We start from the raw sequence: 15609 nt of genomic DNA on the forward strand, positions 1-15609 counted from the left end.
CCTGCGGCCCGGCAAAGCCGGTTCCGCGGCCCCTGCTGGGTTGGGAGCCCCTCAGCAGCTTTGGGCTCAGGCCGTGCCGCGCTTTAACAAACGCCCTGCCCTCGCCTGCACCCCGGCATGCGCAGCATCGGCGTTGCCGGCCACATAGGCCAGCTCACCGTTCACAAACACCTTCGCTATGCCTTCCGACACCGCGATCGGATCCTGGTAGGTCGCCACGTCGCGCACGCGGGCCGGGTCCAGCACCACGACGTCGGCGTGCCAGCCGGGCTGCAGCTGGCCGCGCTGGTGCAGGCGGAAGTTGCGGGCCGACAGGCCGGTCATTTTGTAGATCGCGGTTTCCAGTGGAAAAAGGTTTTGCTCGCGCCAGTAGCGGGCCAGCACGCGGGGAAAAGCGCCCCAGAGGCGTGGGTGCGGATGCTTGTCATGCGGCAACCCATCCGACCCGATCATGGAGAGCGGATGCGCGATCACGCGCTTGACGTCGTCCTCGTGCATCTGGAAATAACAGGCGCCGCCCGGTTGCAGGCGGCGGCAGGCGGTTTTCTGGTCCACGCCCCATTCCTCGGCAATCGAGGCCAGCGTGCGGCCCATCATTTCGGGGTGCGGGGTAGACCAGCTCAAGAGGACGTCGATGACGCCGTCAACCAGGTCTTCGCGCAGCACCGTCGAGCCGGCCACATAGGGATAGACATCCATCGCGATATCCTGGCGCTTGGCCAGCGTATCGATCAAGGGCAGCGTCTCGCGCGTGCGGCCCCAGTTGTCCGGGCCGGCGCATTTGTGGTGCGAGATCACCAGCGGCACGCCGGCCTCGAAAGCGCAGTCACTGGCCTCGTGCATGGCCTCCAGGATCTCGGCCATCTCAGAACGCATGTGGGTGGCATAGATGCCGCCATGGCGGGCCACCACACGCGCCAGCGCGGTCACCTCGGCCGCCGGCGCCGGCATGGCTTCGGCATAGAACAGGCCGGAGGACATGCCGATCGCGCCCTGGGCCATGCACTGCTCCAGCAGAGCGCACATGGCAGCCACTTCATCGGCCGTGGCCGGCCGGCTGAGGTCCTTCATGCAGGCATAGCGCAACGTGGTGTGTCCGATCAGCGGCGCCACGTTGACGGCCGGCTGCGCCTCGGCCACCGCGCCTGCATAGGCATCCACCGAAGGGTACTTGAACGAATTGCCCAGCAGGGTGAGGGCGCCCTGCGGTTCTTCCACCACGAAGGGCGCAACCGACAGGCCGCAGTTGCCGGTGACCACCGTGGTGATGCCCTGCGACAGCTTGGGAAACATTCCGGGTGCGTTCAGCACGATGGCGTCGTCGTGGGTGTGGACGTCGATGAAGCCGGGCGTGATGGCAAGGCCGGTGCAATCGTGCACCTGGACGTCGGCGATGGCCAGGCCTTGCGGCAGGCGATGGCGCAGGCCCGGGCCGACGGCCGTGATGCGGTCATCCACCAGCAGCAGATCGCCGGGTCGGCCCGGCGCGCCGGAGCCGTCCACCAGCAGGCCGTTTTCAAGCAGGGTGGCGCGGGTCATCGCACTTTTCCTGTCGTGAGCTTGGCGCCCTCGTCCCAGTCGAGCCGGGGATGGTGGTGCATGTCCACGCCGCGCGTCTCCAGCGTGCGCTGGATGTTTGCCAACCGGTTCACCGCCTTGTCGCCCAGCCGCTGCGCCACGAGCACGGTGAGGATTTCGATCACCGTCAGGTGCGCCAGGTAGGCTTCGGGGCCCACCGGCATCACCGGGTCGGGCGCCACTTCCACACCCAGCACGATGTCGGCCAAGGCCGCCAGCTGTGAGCCGGGCTGCGTCAGCGCGATGACGGTGGCGCCCTGCGAGCGCGCCACGTCCACGGCCTCCAGCAGCGAGGGCATGCCGCCGACGTGGGTGATGGCCATCACCACGCCGCGCGGGCCGATGGTGGCGGCCGAGATCAGTTGCAGGTGCGGGTCCAGGTAGCTGCTGGCGGCCAGGCCCATGCGGAACAAGCGCGCCTGCAAGTCCGAGGCCATGAAGTTGGAGGTCACGCCGACACCGTAGCAATCGACCCGGGCGCCGGCGACGATGGCGTCGGCCGCCGCCTGCGTCGCCTCCACGCTGAGCTGGGCCTGCACGCTGTTGATCACGATGGCGGCGCCGCGCGTCACCTTGGTGATCACCTGGCGGGTATCGTCGTCGATGCGCACGCGCCGGTTCAGCGGCGAGCCGCCCACGGCCATTTCCTGCGCCAGCGCCAGCTTGAACTCGCGCAAGCCCGGATACCCCAGGTCGCGGCAGGTGCGCATGATGGTGGGCACCGAGCTGCCCGCGCGCTGCGCCAGCTGCTCAAAACTTTCATCCAGCACGCGCTGGGGGTCCTGCAGGATCAACTCCAGCACGCTGCGCCTGGACGTGGGAGCGCTGGCGATGGCGTCGGCGATTTTGGCAAGAACTTGTGAGGTCATGAGGACTTTGGTTGCGGTGCACGGAAAGCTGTACGGACCATTACACCAGGGAGAGCAAGCGGCTTAAAAACACGTGACGAGGGCATCGCAGACCGTGTAATTCTCATCGACAACCGGCATCCAGCGCCATTTGTCGAAGGTGGTGCAAGGATGGGAGATGCCCAGCGCCACCAGGTCGCCGACCTTGAGCGCGGCCAGTTCGGGGCCGCTGCCGCGCAGGTAGGCATGCTGGTCGTTGAGCGCCGTGACTTTCCAGTCCGCGGGCGCGGCCACGGGCGCGGCGCCGGGGGCGCTTATCGAAGACAGCGGTATCGGCATTTCCAGGTCGTAGGACAGGTCGCGCCGGCCCACGGCCAGGATGGCCAGGCCCGGCTCGGGGCAGGATTGCACCGTGGCCCACACCTCGATGGCCGGTTTCAGGCCGTCGCTGTCATGCAGTCGCGCATTGACGGCGCCGACCAGGCGCTTGTAGTTGCCGTGGTCGTGCGTGATGTAGCAGCCCGAACGCAGCAGGCCGCGCACCGGCCGCGAGAGCTTGGGCGTGAGCCAGCCGCTGACCAGGTCGAAGATGGCCGAGCCGCCGGCCGTCATCAAGATTTCCTCGCTGTCGAACAGCCCCTGCTGGTCGCAGATCAGGGCAATGTCGCAGGTGCGCCGCATGAGCGCATCGGCATAGGCCTTGTCCGCCGCCGAATCGCCGGTGGCGCCCTGCCCTTCATAGGTCTCTATGCCCACCAGGCGGCAGGCCAGGCTGGTGCGTATGGCAGCGGCCAGGGCGATGGCGTCGTCCTCATTGCGCACGCCGGTGCGCGCGCCCATGACGCCGATTTCCATCAACACCTCAAAGGGGGCGGCCATGAGGGCGGTATTGGCGCGCGCCCAGGCATCGATCAGTGCGAGCTGGGCCAGCGAGTCGACCAGGAAGACGATGCGCAGACCCGGGTATTCGCGCAGCATGCCCTGGATGCCGGCCAGGTCCATGGCGTTCACGACCTGGTTGGCGATGATGAGGCGTTTGGCGCCGGCCGTGATGCCGGCACGCATCTGCGTGACGGTGGCGAAGGTAAGGCCCCAGGCGCCTTCGTCAAGCTGGCGCTTGAGCAGCTGCGGCGACATGGTGGTCTTGCCGTGCGGCGCCATGTCCACGCCCTGGCCTTTGGCAAAGCGCTGCATCCAGCCGAGGTTGTGTTTCATCGCCGACTGTTTGACGACGGCCAGCGGCAGCGGCAGGTCGCCCTTGAGCACGTTCCAGCCCTGTTTGCCCATCTCGGAGCGGCGCACCGGCCCGCTGTTGTGGGGAAAGCCCTTGAAGGAACGGTCAAGCTGCGGATCCAGGAGGTCTTGCAATGTGGTCATGAGTTTTTTTGGGATTGTCAAGCAGCGGCCAATGTAGCAGTGGGCACGACCGCGACCGGCACGGCACTGGCGATATCGTCGCGTATGCAGGCCTTGAAGCGGCCATTGCCCATGTCGCGCAGTTCGGGGCGCGCCACCGAGCAGGCATCCACCACATGCGGGCAGCGCGTGCGGAACACACAGCCCGAGGGCGGGTTGACCGGGCTGGGGATGTCGCCCTTGAGCGCGATGCGCTCGCTTTTGAACTCAGGGTCGGGCTTGGGCGAGGCGGCCAGCAGCGCTTGCGTGTAAGGATGCAGCGGCTGGGCGAACAGCTCGGCCGTGGGCGCGACTTCCATCACGCGGCCGAGATACAGCACCACGACGCGGTCGCACAAATACTCGACCACGTCGAGGTCGTGCGAGATGAACAGCATGGTCAGCGACAGGCGGTCGCGCAGGTCGCACAGCAGGTTGACCACCTGCGCCTGGATGGACACGTCGAGCGCCGACAGCGGCTCGTCGGCCACGATGAATTCGGGCTCCACCGCGAGCGCGCGCGCCACGCCTATGCGCTGGCGCTGGCCGCCGGAGAACTCATGCGGGTAGCGGCTGGCATGCTCGGCGCGCAGGCCGACCAGTTCCAGCAGCTCGGCGATACGCGCCTCGCGCGCCTCTTTGCCCTTGGCCAGGCCGTGCACCTGCAGGGCCTCGCCCAGGATGTCCCTGACCCGCATCTTGGGGTTCAGGCTGGCATAAGGGTCCTGGAAAATCATCTGCAGCTTGCTGCGCAGCGCGCGCATGCGGCCGCTCGAGGCACTGCCAAGGTCTTCACCGCGGTACAACACCTGGCCCGAGGTGGCCTCGATCAGGCGCAGCAGCGTGCGGCCTATGGTGCTTTTGCCCGAGCCGGATTCGCCGACCAGGCCCAGGGTTTCGCCGGGCTGGATGCTGAAGGAAACATCGTCGACCGCGCGCACCGGCTTCGCGGCCGCGCCGAAATAACGCTGGAGGTTTTTCACCTCGATCAAGGGTGCGCTCATACTGATTCCACCGTGGCAACAGCTGTTTCTTCCACGCGAATGCAACGCGCGGCGCGGGTAGGGCCGGCAGCAAGCAGCGCGGGCATGGCATCGCGGCAAGGCGGAATCGCCAGGTCGCAGCGCGGCTCAAAAGCGCAGCCCGGCGGCGGCGCCAGCGGGCTGGAGACCTGGCCGCGTATGGCGTAGAGCCGGCGTTTCGCGCCAGCCTGGGCGCTGGCCAGTTCGCGCTTGCGCTGCTGTGCGGGCAGGCAGGCCAGCAGGCCTTGCGTGTAAGGGTGGCGCGGCTGGGCAAACAGATCACGCACCGGTGCGGCCTCCACAATGCGGCCCGCGTACATCACGGCCACGTCGTCGGCATGGTGGGCCACCACACCAAGGTTGTGGGTGATGAACAAAATGCTCATGCCGGTCTCGGCCTGCAGCCGGCGCATGAGCTCCAGGATCTGCGCCTGTATGGTCACGTCCAGCGCGGTGGTGGGCTCGTCGGCGATCAGCAGCGTCGGGTTGCAGGCCATGGCCAGCGCGATCATCACGCGCTGGCGCATGCCGCCGGAGAGCTGGTGCGGGTATTCGTTCAGGCGCTGCGCGGCGGCCGGGATCTCGACCAGCTCCAGCATGCGCAGCGCGTGGGCCAGCGCGGCCTTGCGGTCCAGCCCCATATGCAGGCGCACCGATTCGGCGATCTGCTCGCCCACGGTGAAGACCGGGTTCAGGCTGGTCATGGGCTCCTGGAAGATCATCGCGATCTCATTGCCGCGTATGCGCCGCATGCCGGCTTCGGGCAGCGAGAGCAGGTCCAGCGTCTGGCCGGCGCGGTTGGTGAACAAGGCCTCGCCGCTGACCTGGGTGGAGGCGGTGCGCGACAAGAGGCGCATCAGCGTGAGGCTGGTCACCGACTTGCCGGAGCCCGACTCGCCGACCAGCGCGGTGGTCTTGCCGGGGCGTATGCTGAAACTCACGTCGGCGACGGAGCGTATCAGGCCTTCGTCGGTGTCGAAAAAGGTGCTGAGATGGCGGACTTCCAACCGGTTCACGTCGATTTCCTTCACATCGATTTCCTCAAGCGTGGGTCCAGCAGATCGCGAATGCCGTCGCCCAGCAGTTGCAGCGAGAGCGCAGTGAGGATGATGGCCAGCCCCGGGAACAGCACAATCCACAACGCCTGGTGGGCGTACTGCTGGCTGCCGGCCACCATGGTGCCCCAGGTCGGAATTTCAGGCGGAACGCCCACGCCCAGGAAGGACAGCGCGGCCTCGGCCAGGATGGCGTAGGCAAAGATAAAAGAAGCCTGCACCAGGATGGGCGACATCAGGTTGGGCAGGATGTGGCGCCACAGGATGCGCGCGGTGGAGACACCGACAGCGCGTGCCGCCTCAACAAACAGCAGCTCGCGCACCACCAGCGTGGAGGCGCGCACCACGCGCGCCACCCGCGGCGTGTAAACCAGCACCAGGGCCAGCACCACGTTCAGCATGGACGGCCCGAGGATGCCGACCAGCGCGATCGCCAGCAGGATGTCGGGAAAGGACATCATCGCGTCGACCACACGCATCACCGGCGCATCGAGCCTGCGAAAGAATCCCGCGACCAGGCCGAACAGCGTGCCGCTCACCACCGAGCCCAGCGCGGTCAACAATGCGATGGTCAGCGAATAGCGGCCGCCGAAGGCAATGCGGGCGAAAAGGTCGCGGCCCAGTTCGTCGGTGCCGAACAAATGGGAGGATGACGGCTGGGACAGCCGCTGGCTCACGGCGGTCTCGTTCGGGTCCAGGCCGCTCAGGGGGCCGGCGAAGAGCGACACCAGGACGACGATCGCCAGCGCGATCGCCGCGGCCAGCACGATGCGCCGGCGGAACAGCTTGCGAAGAATCAGGGGCATCTGCATGTCAGTATTTCACTCGGGGGTCAACGACGGTGTAGAGCAGGTCGATGGCGAAATTGATGACCACGTAGATCGCGGCCACCACCAGCAGCGCGCCCTGGATCACCGGGTAGTCGCGCCGTATCACTGCGCTCACCACCAGGTTGCCCACGCCGGGCAAACCGAACACGGTCTCCGTCACCACCGCGCCGCCAATCATGAGCGCCACCGTCAAGCCAAGGACGGTGACGATGGGCACCAGCGCGTTGCGCAGCGCATGCTTGAGCACCACCACGCTTTCAGACAAACCCTTGGCCCGTGCGGTGCGCACATAGTCCTCGCCCAGCACGTCCAGCATGGAGGCGCGGGTAAAGCGGATGATGAGCGCCGAATTGAGAACGCCCAACACCGCCGCAGGCAGGGCCAGGCAATGGATGCGCTCGGCCAACGAGGCGCCCGGCTCGCCATAGCCCGAGACCGGAAACCACCCCAGGGAGACGGCGAATATCTGCATCAGCACCAGGCCGAACCAGAAGCTGGGCACACTGGCGCCCAGCATCGCGAAGCCGGTAAAGGCCTGGTCCACGGGCTTGCCGCGAAATACCGCCGAGACGATGCCGCAGGGCACGCCGATCAAGGCGGCAATCGCGACCGCCATCAGCGACAGCAAGGCGGTGGGCTCGGCCCGCTCCCAGAGCGCCTGGGTCACGGGCCGCTGCAGAAAGATCGATTCGCCCAGGTTGCCGTGTGCCAGTTCACGAATCCACAAGGCGAACTGCACCGGCAGGGACTTGTCCAGGCCGTAGACCTTCTGCACCCGGGCGATGTCCTCCGCCGTGGCCTGGTCGCCCAGCAACACCGCAATCGGGTCACCCGGGGCGGCGCGCGTGAGGATGAAAACCAGCACGGCCACGATGGCCATGACCACCAGCATGCCGCCCAGCCGGGACAAGAGATACCGTGTCATGACTTTCTTCTATTCAGTGGGTTGAATCTTTTAACCATAAAAGGAAAATGTGCTTCACATCGGCATCACTACGCAACTACGTCACTGCACCCGGTCAAAAACGAAGCGAACCCCAAACCAGTTGAGCCGCGGAACCGGCTTTGCCGGGCCGCAGGCGGACGGCCCCCTCGGGGGGCAGCGTATTACACGAAGTGAAAAGCGTGGGGGCTTATTTCAGGCTGGTGTTCCAGAAGAACGGATAGGTATAAGGCGTGTAACCCTGCAGCGCCGGGGCGCGCGCCGACAGGCTGGCGAATTTGCCGACCTGGATGTAGGGCACCTCGTCGTAGACCACCTGCTGCACCTTGCCCCATAGCGCCCCGCGCTTGGCCGGGTTCGGCTCCTGGTTCAGCGCGGCCAGCGCCTCCGTCTTGGCGGGCGAGCTCCACCAGCCCGGCGCGCCGTCGCCCAGTTGCGGGGGCGAGAGCATGGGCTCGGGGAACAGGCCGGAATGCGTGATGTAGATATCCCACAGCTTGGGGTCGGCGCGGCGCTGCAGCAGCGTGGCCCACTCCACCACGTTCAGCTCGGCCTTGAAGCCGGCGCGCTTGAGCTGCTCGGCCATGATGAGCGCCATGTTGTAGTGAAAGTCGTATTGGCGGCTCGTCAGGATACGCACCGGCTCGCCTTTGTAGCCGGCCTGTTCGGCCTGGCTCTTGGCCTTCTTTGCGTCGCGCTCGTTGTAAGCGGTGGTGCCGGCGGTCGAATAAAAGGGCGTGCCCTTGGGGAAATGGTTGCCCTCGGCAACGAAAAAGCGTGTGTCGCCAAAGCCAGCTGCCAGCATTTCGCCTTCGCCCAGCGCGGTCTGCACTGCCTTGCGCACAGGCTGGTGCGCCAGCGAGCCTTCCTTGGTGTTGAACACCAGGTAAGGAAAGCCGAAGGAAGGCGTCATGATGGGCACCACCTTGCCGCCGGCCTTTTCCAGCCGCGGCAGGGCCTCGATCGGCAGCAGGTCGGCGTAGTGGAACTGGCCGGCCAGCGCGCCTTCCACCCGCGTGTTGGCGTTGGGCACCGGCACGAAGCGCAGCTCTTCCACCGTGGCCACACGCTTGCCGCCATAGCCGCTGGCAGCTTCCTTGCGCGCGGCGTAGCCGTCGAAGCGGGTGAGCAGCACGTACTGGTCGGGCTTGCGTTCCTTGAACTTGTAGGGCCCGGTGCCCACATACTCGCGCAGCGGCTGGGCCAGCGACTCCTTGGCCATGATGGCCGCCATGCCCGAAGCCATGGCCAGTTGCGAAAGCAGCGGCGCATAGGCGTTCTTCAATGTGATGTCCACCGTGAGCGGCCCCTTGGCCGCCAGGTCGGCCACTTGCACCGCCACCGACTTGCCGCGCGGCGAGACGTCCATCCAGCGCTTGAGGCTGGCCACCACGTCGTCGGCATTGAGTTCACGGCCACTGTGCAGCATCACGCCTTTTCGCAAGGTGATGGTGTAGAGCTTGCCGTCGGCCGAGATTTTCGGCATGGCCTCGGCCAGCATGGGCACCAGCGCCGCCTTGGCATCGAAGGTGAACAGCGGTTCGTAAACGTGCTGCATGATGATGCAGACCAGGTCTGCCGGCGTGGACTGGATGTCCAGCGTCGGCGGCTCGGCCACCATGGCCAGATTCAGGGCCGATTTGCCGCCCTGCGCGGCGGCCGGGCCGAAACCGGCGCCGGCCGCACCCAGGGCCAGCAGGGAGGACAGGGCGGTGCGGCGGTGCATGCGGATTCCACGGGTCATAAAGAACTCCTGATTGAAGTTAAATTTCACGCTTGAAGATTAATTGGTCTATAAATGCTATTTTTCAGGATAAACCCGAATAAAAGGTGGATTTCTGAAAATATTTTTCATCTTTAGCGACAAACTGAACTTAAAAAGGAGTTTTTCATGCCTCTGGAATATTTAGGAAATCCACCCCTGGCCTCCGACCACCAGCCCCGCCCGTTCTCGCCCGCCGTGCGTGCCGGCGATTTTGTGTATGTCTCGGGCCAGGTGCCGGGTGACGAAAAAGGTGAGATCGTGCAGGGAGGCATCGAGGTGCAGACCCGCCAGGTCATGAAAAACCTCCAGGCCGCGCTGGCTTTGGCCGGCTGCACACTGGACGACGTCTGCAAGACCACGGTCTGGCTGCAGGACGCGCGCGACTTCGGCAGCTTTAACCGGGTCTACATGAGTTACTTCACGGGCGGCAAGCCGGCCCGGTCTACCACCGAGGCTCGCTTGATGGTCGATGCGAAGGTGGAGATTGATGTGGTGGCTTATAAGCCCAAGGGTTGAGGCCGGTCTTGCTCCGGCGGGGCGCGCTCTCCTCCTTCTACCTTCTCCTTCCTCTTCTTAGTCCTGCTGGCCGGGTCTCGCCCCGGCGGGCGACCTACTTTCTTTTGCTTCGCCAAAAGAAAGTGAGTTGCCGCCGGGCAACCCCGGCCAGCCGCTCTCAGCAGAGAAAAGAGAAGGATGAAGAGGATGAGCGCGCAAGGCCGGAGCAAGACCCGGCCAAATCAAACCGGCCAAACCACCCCTTTGTCATTGAGGATGGCGTCCAGCGGGATGTCGTGCGGCTCCGGCTCCATGTCCGGCAGCCAGCCCTGCGCATAGCCCAGCCCCACGGTAAAGGGGCGCGGCTGCAGGGTGGCCAGGGTGCGGTCGTAAAAACCGCCGCCATAACCCAGCCGGTAGCCGCCGGGCCCGTAGCCCACGCAGGGCACGAACAGCAGGGTGGGAATAATCACCTCTGTATCTTTTGGTTTCGGGATGCCGTAGGCGTCTTCTTCCATCGGGCAGCCGGGGTACCAGGCGTGGAAAGTCAGGGTTTTGTGCAGCTTGTTGACCACCGGCAGGCCTATCTTGCGCGGCGACCGGGCCGCAATGCTTTCGGTGGCGAGCTGGGCGGTTTCCACTTCGGCGAGTGCCGGGTTTGACGAAGAATCCTGACTCAGGATTGCGTCTTCCTGCCAGCGGTACAGCGCGGGCAGCGGGTCAAACTCGCCTTTGATGGGCCAATAGGCCCCAATCACCTCATGGGTGGAACCGACCAGCCAGATGCGCATCACACGCTGCAGCAGGTCGGCACGCTCCAGGCGGTCCGGCATGTTCAAACGGGCTTCAACCAGCGCTTTGCGAGTGCTTAATTTGTCCATAATGTCCCAGATGCTATACAAATTTCTTACCAGCCCCCTGCGGACGGCGGCCCTGGCGCCGGTTTTAGGCGCGATGGCCTGCTTCGCGCTGCTTGCCCCGGCCGCGGCCCAGGCGCCCGCCAGCGCGGCCGACAACGTGATCATCGAGATGAACAAGGCCTTCAAGCGCGGCGACAGGGCCCGGCTGGCGCAGCTGCTGCCGCAGGCCAGGGGCCACGCGCTGGAGCCCTGGGCCGCCTACTGGGATCTCAAGCTGCGCCTGGGCGAAGCCGGCGCGCAGGAGGTGCAGGACTTTTTGAGCCGCTACGCCGGCACCTACCAGGAAGACCGGCTGCGCAACGACTGGCTGCTGCTGCTGGGCCAGCGCCGTGACTGGGCCGGCTTTGCCGCCGAGTATCCCAACTACCGCATGAACGACGACAAGGAAGTGCGCTGCTATGCGCTGCTGGTCGAGCACCTGAAGAACCCGGCGCCCGATGCGCGCCTGGCCGAGGAGGTCAAAAAGAACTGGTACGCGCAGCGCGAGGCCGACGACGGCTGCAACTCGGCCGCCGAGCGTCTGGTGGGCACCAAAAACCTCACGCCGCAGGACGCCTGGGTCAAGGCCCGGCTGGCCACCGAGGCGAATCGCCCGCGCTCGGCATTGGCCGCCGTGCAGATCGTCGCCCCCGACGCCGCGGGCATGGTCAACGACCTCAACGCCAGCCCCATCAAGTTCCTGGCCGGCAAACACATCGCGCTGAGCAAGGCGCGGCGCGAGATCATCACGCTGGCGCTGATCAAGATGGCGATCAGCGACATCGAGGGCGCGGCCTTCCAGCTTGAAAACAAATGGGGCATGCAGCTCAACACCGAAGAGCGCAACTGGGTCTGGGGCGTGATAGGCCGGCAGACCGCCACGCGGCTGGGCGCGGCCCCGGCCGGCGACGCGCTGGAGTATTTCGCGAAAGTCACCAAGGACAGCGACCTCAGCGACGACATGCTCGGCTGGAAAGTGCGGGCCGCGCTGCGCGCCGGCAACCAGCCCAACTGGCCGCTGGTGCTGGCGGCCGTCAACGCCATGAGCGAGGACGCGCGCAAGGACCCGACATGGAGTTACTGGAAGGCGCGCGCGCTGCTGGCCACCGCGCCGCCCGACGCGCCGCCCAAGCCCGCCGTCGTGGCCACCACGCCCGGCGTGGTCCAGACCATTCCCACCGGCATCACGATTTCGCCGCAGCGCGCCGAAGCCCTGGCCTTGCTGCAGTCCTTCGCGTCGGTGCGCGGTTTTTACGAGCAGCTCGCGCTCGAGGAGCTCGGCCAGAAAATCACCGCGCCGGCCAAACCCGCGCCGCTGACGCCCGAGGAAAAAGAAGCCGCGCGGATCAACCCGGGCCTGAACCGGGCCGCCTACGCCATCGCCATAGGCCTGCGCCCCGAAGGCGCGCGCGAGTGGAACTACAGCACCAACCTGCACCAGCGCGGCGGCATGGCCGACCGCGAGCTGCTGGCGGCCGCCCAGTTCGCCTGCGACCGCCAGATCTGGGACCGCTGCATCAACACCAGCGACCGCACCAAGGGCGAAATCGATTTTGAGCAGCGTTATCCCATGCCTTTTCGCGAAACCGTGACCAAGCGCGCCCAGTCCATCAACCTGGACCCGGCCTATGTCTACGGCCTGATCCGCCAGGAAAGCCGTTTCATCATGGACGCGCGCTCCGGCGTGGGTGCCTCGGGCCTGATGCAGGTCATGCCCGCCACGGCGCGCTGGACCGCCAAAAAGATAGGCCTGGAAGGCTTCTCGCAGGACCAGCTCAACGACCGCGACACCAATATCGCGATCGGCACGGCCTACCTCAAGTTCGCGCTGGACGACTTCAACGGCTCCATGCCCATGGCCGCGGCCGCCTACAACGCCGGCCCCGGCCGGCCGCGCACCTGGCGCAACGGCCCGGTGCTGGACGCCGCGATCTGGGCCGAGAGCATTCCCTTCAGCGAGACGCGCGACTACGTGAAAAAAGTGCTGTCCAACACCACCAACTACGCGGCCCTCCTGACCGGGCGGCCGCAATCGCTGAAAGCCAGGCTGAGCACCGTGGGGCCGCGCGATGCGGCGCAACCCGAGCCTTACAAGGACTTGCCTTAGACCTCAGGCGGGGTAGACCGCGCCCAGCACCCTCAGGCCGCGCGCGCCCGTCACGCTGGGCAGGTTGCCCGGTTTGCCCAGCACCAGTTGCCGCGCCAGCCAGGCGAAAGCCGCGGCCTCCACCTGCAGCGGCGGCAAGCCGTGCTGGTCGGAGGTGCTGACGCGCAGCGCCGGCAAACCGGCCTGCAGGCGTGCCAGCAGGTAACTGTTAAAGGCACCGCCGCCGCACACGATTAACGAATCGCTGCCCTGCCCATAGCTGTTCACGCCCATGATGCAGGCCCTGGCAGTGAACTCCGTCAAAGTGTTCTGGATGTCCTGAGGCCGCTCGCCGGCAAAAGGCTGGAGTTTGCCGGCCAGCCAGGCCTCGCTGAACAGGTCGCGGCCCGTGCTTTTGGGAATCGGCTGCGAGAAATAAGGTTCATCGAGCAGGCTGTCCAGCAACGCGGGCAGCAGCGTGCCGCTCGCCGCCCATGCGCCGCCGGCGTCGTACGCCTGGCCGGTGTGCTGCCGGCACCAGGCATCCATCAGCGCATTGCCGGGCCCGCAGTCGAAACCCAGCACCGGCGAGGCGCCCGCCTTGGGCAGCACGCTGAGGTTGGAAATGCCGCCCAGGTTGAGCACACAGACCGTGGCATCCTCGCGGCCGAAGACACCCTGGTGAAAAGCCGGCACCAGCGGTGCGCCCTGCCCGCCCGCGGCCACGTCGCGGCTGCGGAAATCGGCCGCCACGCGGATGCCCGTGAGTTCGGCCAGCAAGGCCGGGTTGTTCAACTGCAGTGTGTAGCCCGCGCCCGCGGGTTCGCTTGATGTTCTTTGCGGCTGGTGCCGCACGGTCTGGCCATGCGCGCCTATGGCCTGGATGTCCAGCGGCGAGATGTCTTGCGCCGCGGCCTGGGCCAGCAGCGCGGCCACGACCCTGGCATACACCGCGGCAATCTGGTTGCCGGCCAGGGCGGCGCGGTGCAGTTCGTTGTGAGACGGCGCGTTCAGCGCCAGCAGTTCGGCGTGGAAGGCCGCGCTGAAAGCTTCGGTCGCGGCGGCAAGGACCTTCGGCTTATCGCCCTCAAACGCCACCAGAACGCCGTCGGCACCGTCGAGCGAGGTGCCTGACATCAGGCCTATGTAGTAATCCAGCATGCGGCTATTCTGCCGCAAGCCGGTTATTCAGCGCGCGTTTGGGTGATGCTGGCTGCCGCGAGGAGCTGAGTCCTCACGCCCACCGCAAGCTGCTTGAACAGCGGCATGGAAGCCGCGGCGACCGGGATGGCCTCGCTTTGTTTGGCGATCATCATCGGGTCCTGGTGCACGCCGTTGACGCGGAATTCGAAATGCAGGTGCGGGCCGGTGGCCCAGCCGGTGCTGCCGACCAGGCCTATGGTCTGGCCCTGGCTCACGTTCTGGCCTTTTTGCACCATGAGCTTGCTCAGGTGGGCATAGACGGTTTCATGGCCGTTGCGGTGGCGGACGAAGACTACGTTGCCGTAGCCGTTCTGCACGCCGGAGAACTCGACCACGCCGTCGCCCACGGTACGCGCGGGCGTGCCGGTGGGTGACGCGAAGTCGGTGCCCAGGTGGGCGCGCCACTTTTGCAGGATGGGGTGAAAGCGCATCGAAAAGCCGCTGCTGATGCGCGAGAACTCGACCGGCGAGCTCAGGTAGGCGCGGCGCAGGCTCTGGCCGTCAAGCGTGTAATAGCCGCCTTTCTGGGCGGCGCCGTTGGCGTCCAGGCCCGGGGGCTGGAACCACATGGCCTGGTAAGGCTTGCCGGCGTTGACGAATTCGGCCGACAGCACGCGGCCGGTGCGCAGCGGCTCGCCGTCGGCTTCCAGGGATTCATAGACCACGTTGAAGCGGTCGCCCTTGCGCAGCGCGCGGCGGAAATCGATGTCACTGGAGAAAATTTCGGCGATCTGCACGGCCACGCCGTCGGGGATGCGAGCATCGTCGGTGGCGGCGAACAGCGAGGTCTGGATGCTGCCGCTGGACAGGCGGGCGGTGGCGACGTACGGCGCGGTTTCAACGCGGGAAGTAAAGCCGGTGGCGCCCCGCTCGATGACCAGGCGCTTGAAGGTCGTTTCGTCGTCGGTAGGCCAGCGCATGCTGAGCTTGAGCAACTGCTGGCTGTCGCTGGCTTCGGCCGTCACGTTCTTGCCGGCGCGGCCCGACAGCAGCAGGCGCGCATTGGCGTCGCTGCGCAGGAAGGCGGCGGCCGCGCTGTCGTCGATGTTCAGGCGTTTGAGCAAGGAGTCGGCGGTGTCGCTGCTGCGCGTGCTTTCAGTGCGGAACAGCTTGAAGCGGAAATCGGTCAGGGAATCGGTCTGGGCCTGCGTGGGCAGGGACTCCACCGCTTCGAGCACCTGGCGCACCGGCAGGTCGGCGGCATCGGGCGCCATGGGCGCCACACCGAAGGCCGTGACACCGGTACCCAGCAGCAGGACTGCGAGGCTGGCGGCAACACGTTTGGGGTGGCGGCGAAGGCTGTGGGCGACGGGAAGCAGTATCTGGGAAGGGATTGGCAGTTTCAAGACAAAATTCCCAACAAAAATGCATCGGACGCTGCGAAGCGCCGGACTGCTGTATAAAACATGGAGAGCTTTGATGGCCAGCCCTGGATAAAGGGGTGGGGCCTGAGCCATCCAGACGATGTGGTTCCTGATCAGCAATTTGCA

General features: G+C 66.1%; 13 protein-coding genes. 2 read left to right on the plus strand and 11 right to left on the minus strand.

All coding sequences use genetic code 11. The features are described from left to right. Positions 1–66: 66 nt before the first annotated feature. From ACEN9P_RS07830 to ACEN9P_RS07865, 8 genes are all read right to left on the minus strand, one after another. The gene (locus ACEN9P_RS07830) at positions 67–1539 is read right to left on the minus strand and encodes an N-acyl-D-amino-acid deacylase family protein (RefSeq protein ID WP_495621622.1); all 1473 of its coding nucleotides are present in this window, start codon (positions 1537–1539) and stop codon (positions 67–69) included. Beyond that, on the minus strand, positions 1536–2447 hold the full coding sequence (locus tag ACEN9P_RS07835) for a MurR/RpiR family transcriptional regulator (protein ID WP_477662846.1): 912 nt from the start codon (positions 2445–2447) through the stop codon (positions 1536–1538). Before ACEN9P_RS07835 ends, ACEN9P_RS07830 begins: the two co-directional genes overlap by 4 nt. Before the next feature lie 63 nt (positions 2448–2510). Continuing rightward, complete coding sequence (locus ACEN9P_RS07840; RefSeq protein WP_477662847.1) at positions 2511–3803, minus strand: alanine racemase; 1293 nt, start codon at positions 3801–3803, stop codon at positions 2511–2513. A gap of 17 nt (positions 3804–3820) precedes the next feature. Continuing rightward, on the minus strand, positions 3821–4825 hold the full coding sequence (locus ACEN9P_RS07845; RefSeq protein WP_477662848.1) for an ABC transporter ATP-binding protein: 1005 nt from the start codon (positions 4823–4825) through the stop codon (positions 3821–3823). Beyond that, the gene (locus tag ACEN9P_RS07850) at positions 4822–5874 is read right to left on the minus strand and encodes an ABC transporter ATP-binding protein (RefSeq protein WP_495621623.1); all 1053 of its coding nucleotides are present in this window, start codon (positions 5872–5874) and stop codon (positions 4822–4824) included. The genes ACEN9P_RS07845 and ACEN9P_RS07850 overlap by 4 nt, the downstream gene beginning before the upstream one ends. Beyond that, complete coding sequence (locus tag ACEN9P_RS07855; protein WP_477662850.1) at positions 5871–6710, minus strand: ABC transporter permease; 840 nt, start codon at positions 6708–6710, stop codon at positions 5871–5873. The genes ACEN9P_RS07850 and ACEN9P_RS07855 overlap by 4 nt, the downstream gene beginning before the upstream one ends. A 1-nt stretch (position 6711) precedes the next feature. Then, the gene (locus ACEN9P_RS07860; protein WP_495621624.1) at positions 6712–7653 is read right to left on the minus strand and encodes an ABC transporter permease; all 942 of its coding nucleotides are present in this window, start codon (positions 7651–7653) and stop codon (positions 6712–6714) included. A 208-nt stretch (positions 7654–7861) separates the two neighbouring features. After that, the gene (locus tag ACEN9P_RS07865) at positions 7862–9415 is read right to left on the minus strand and encodes an ABC transporter substrate-binding protein (protein WP_477662852.1); all 1554 of its coding nucleotides are present in this window, start codon (positions 9413–9415) and stop codon (positions 7862–7864) included. Between the two features lie 147 nt (positions 9416–9562). On the opposite strand from ACEN9P_RS07865, the gene ACEN9P_RS07870 reads away from it, so the two are divergent. Beyond that, positions 9563–9952 (plus strand): RidA family protein, encoded by a 390-nt coding sequence (locus tag ACEN9P_RS07870; RefSeq protein ID WP_477662853.1) that lies wholly within the window; start codon positions 9563–9565, stop codon positions 9950–9952. A 221-nt stretch (positions 9953–10173) separates the two neighbouring features. On the opposite strand, the gene ACEN9P_RS07875 is transcribed toward ACEN9P_RS07870, so the two are convergent. Next, positions 10174–10812: a 5-formyltetrahydrofolate cyclo-ligase gene (locus ACEN9P_RS07875; RefSeq protein WP_477701224.1), complete on the minus strand. Its 639-nt coding sequence runs from the start codon at positions 10810–10812 to the stop codon at positions 10174–10176. A gap of 10 nt (positions 10813–10822) precedes the next feature. Between ACEN9P_RS07875 and ACEN9P_RS07880 the strand changes: the two genes are divergently transcribed. Beyond that, a complete protein-coding gene (locus ACEN9P_RS07880) occupies positions 10823–12937 on the plus strand; it encodes a lytic transglycosylase domain-containing protein (RefSeq protein WP_495621625.1) in 2115 nt (704 codons plus the stop codon). A gap of 3 nt (positions 12938–12940) precedes the next feature. Here ACEN9P_RS07880 and ACEN9P_RS07885 read toward each other — a convergent pair whose 3' ends face one another. Both ACEN9P_RS07885 and ACEN9P_RS07890 read right to left on the minus strand, forming a co-directional pair. Next, positions 12941–14077, minus strand: coding sequence for an anhydro-N-acetylmuramic acid kinase (locus tag ACEN9P_RS07885; protein ID WP_495621626.1), 1137 nt, complete (start codon positions 14075–14077; stop codon positions 12941–12943). A gap of 23 nt (positions 14078–14100) precedes the next feature. After that, positions 14101–15465, minus strand: a complete 1365-nt coding sequence (locus ACEN9P_RS07890; RefSeq protein WP_495621627.1) for a M23 family metallopeptidase — start codon at positions 15463–15465, stop codon at positions 14101–14103. Positions 15466–15609: the final 144 nt, after the last annotated feature.

The sequence above is a fragment of the Polaromonas sp. Polasp52 genome (assembly GCF_059491565.1).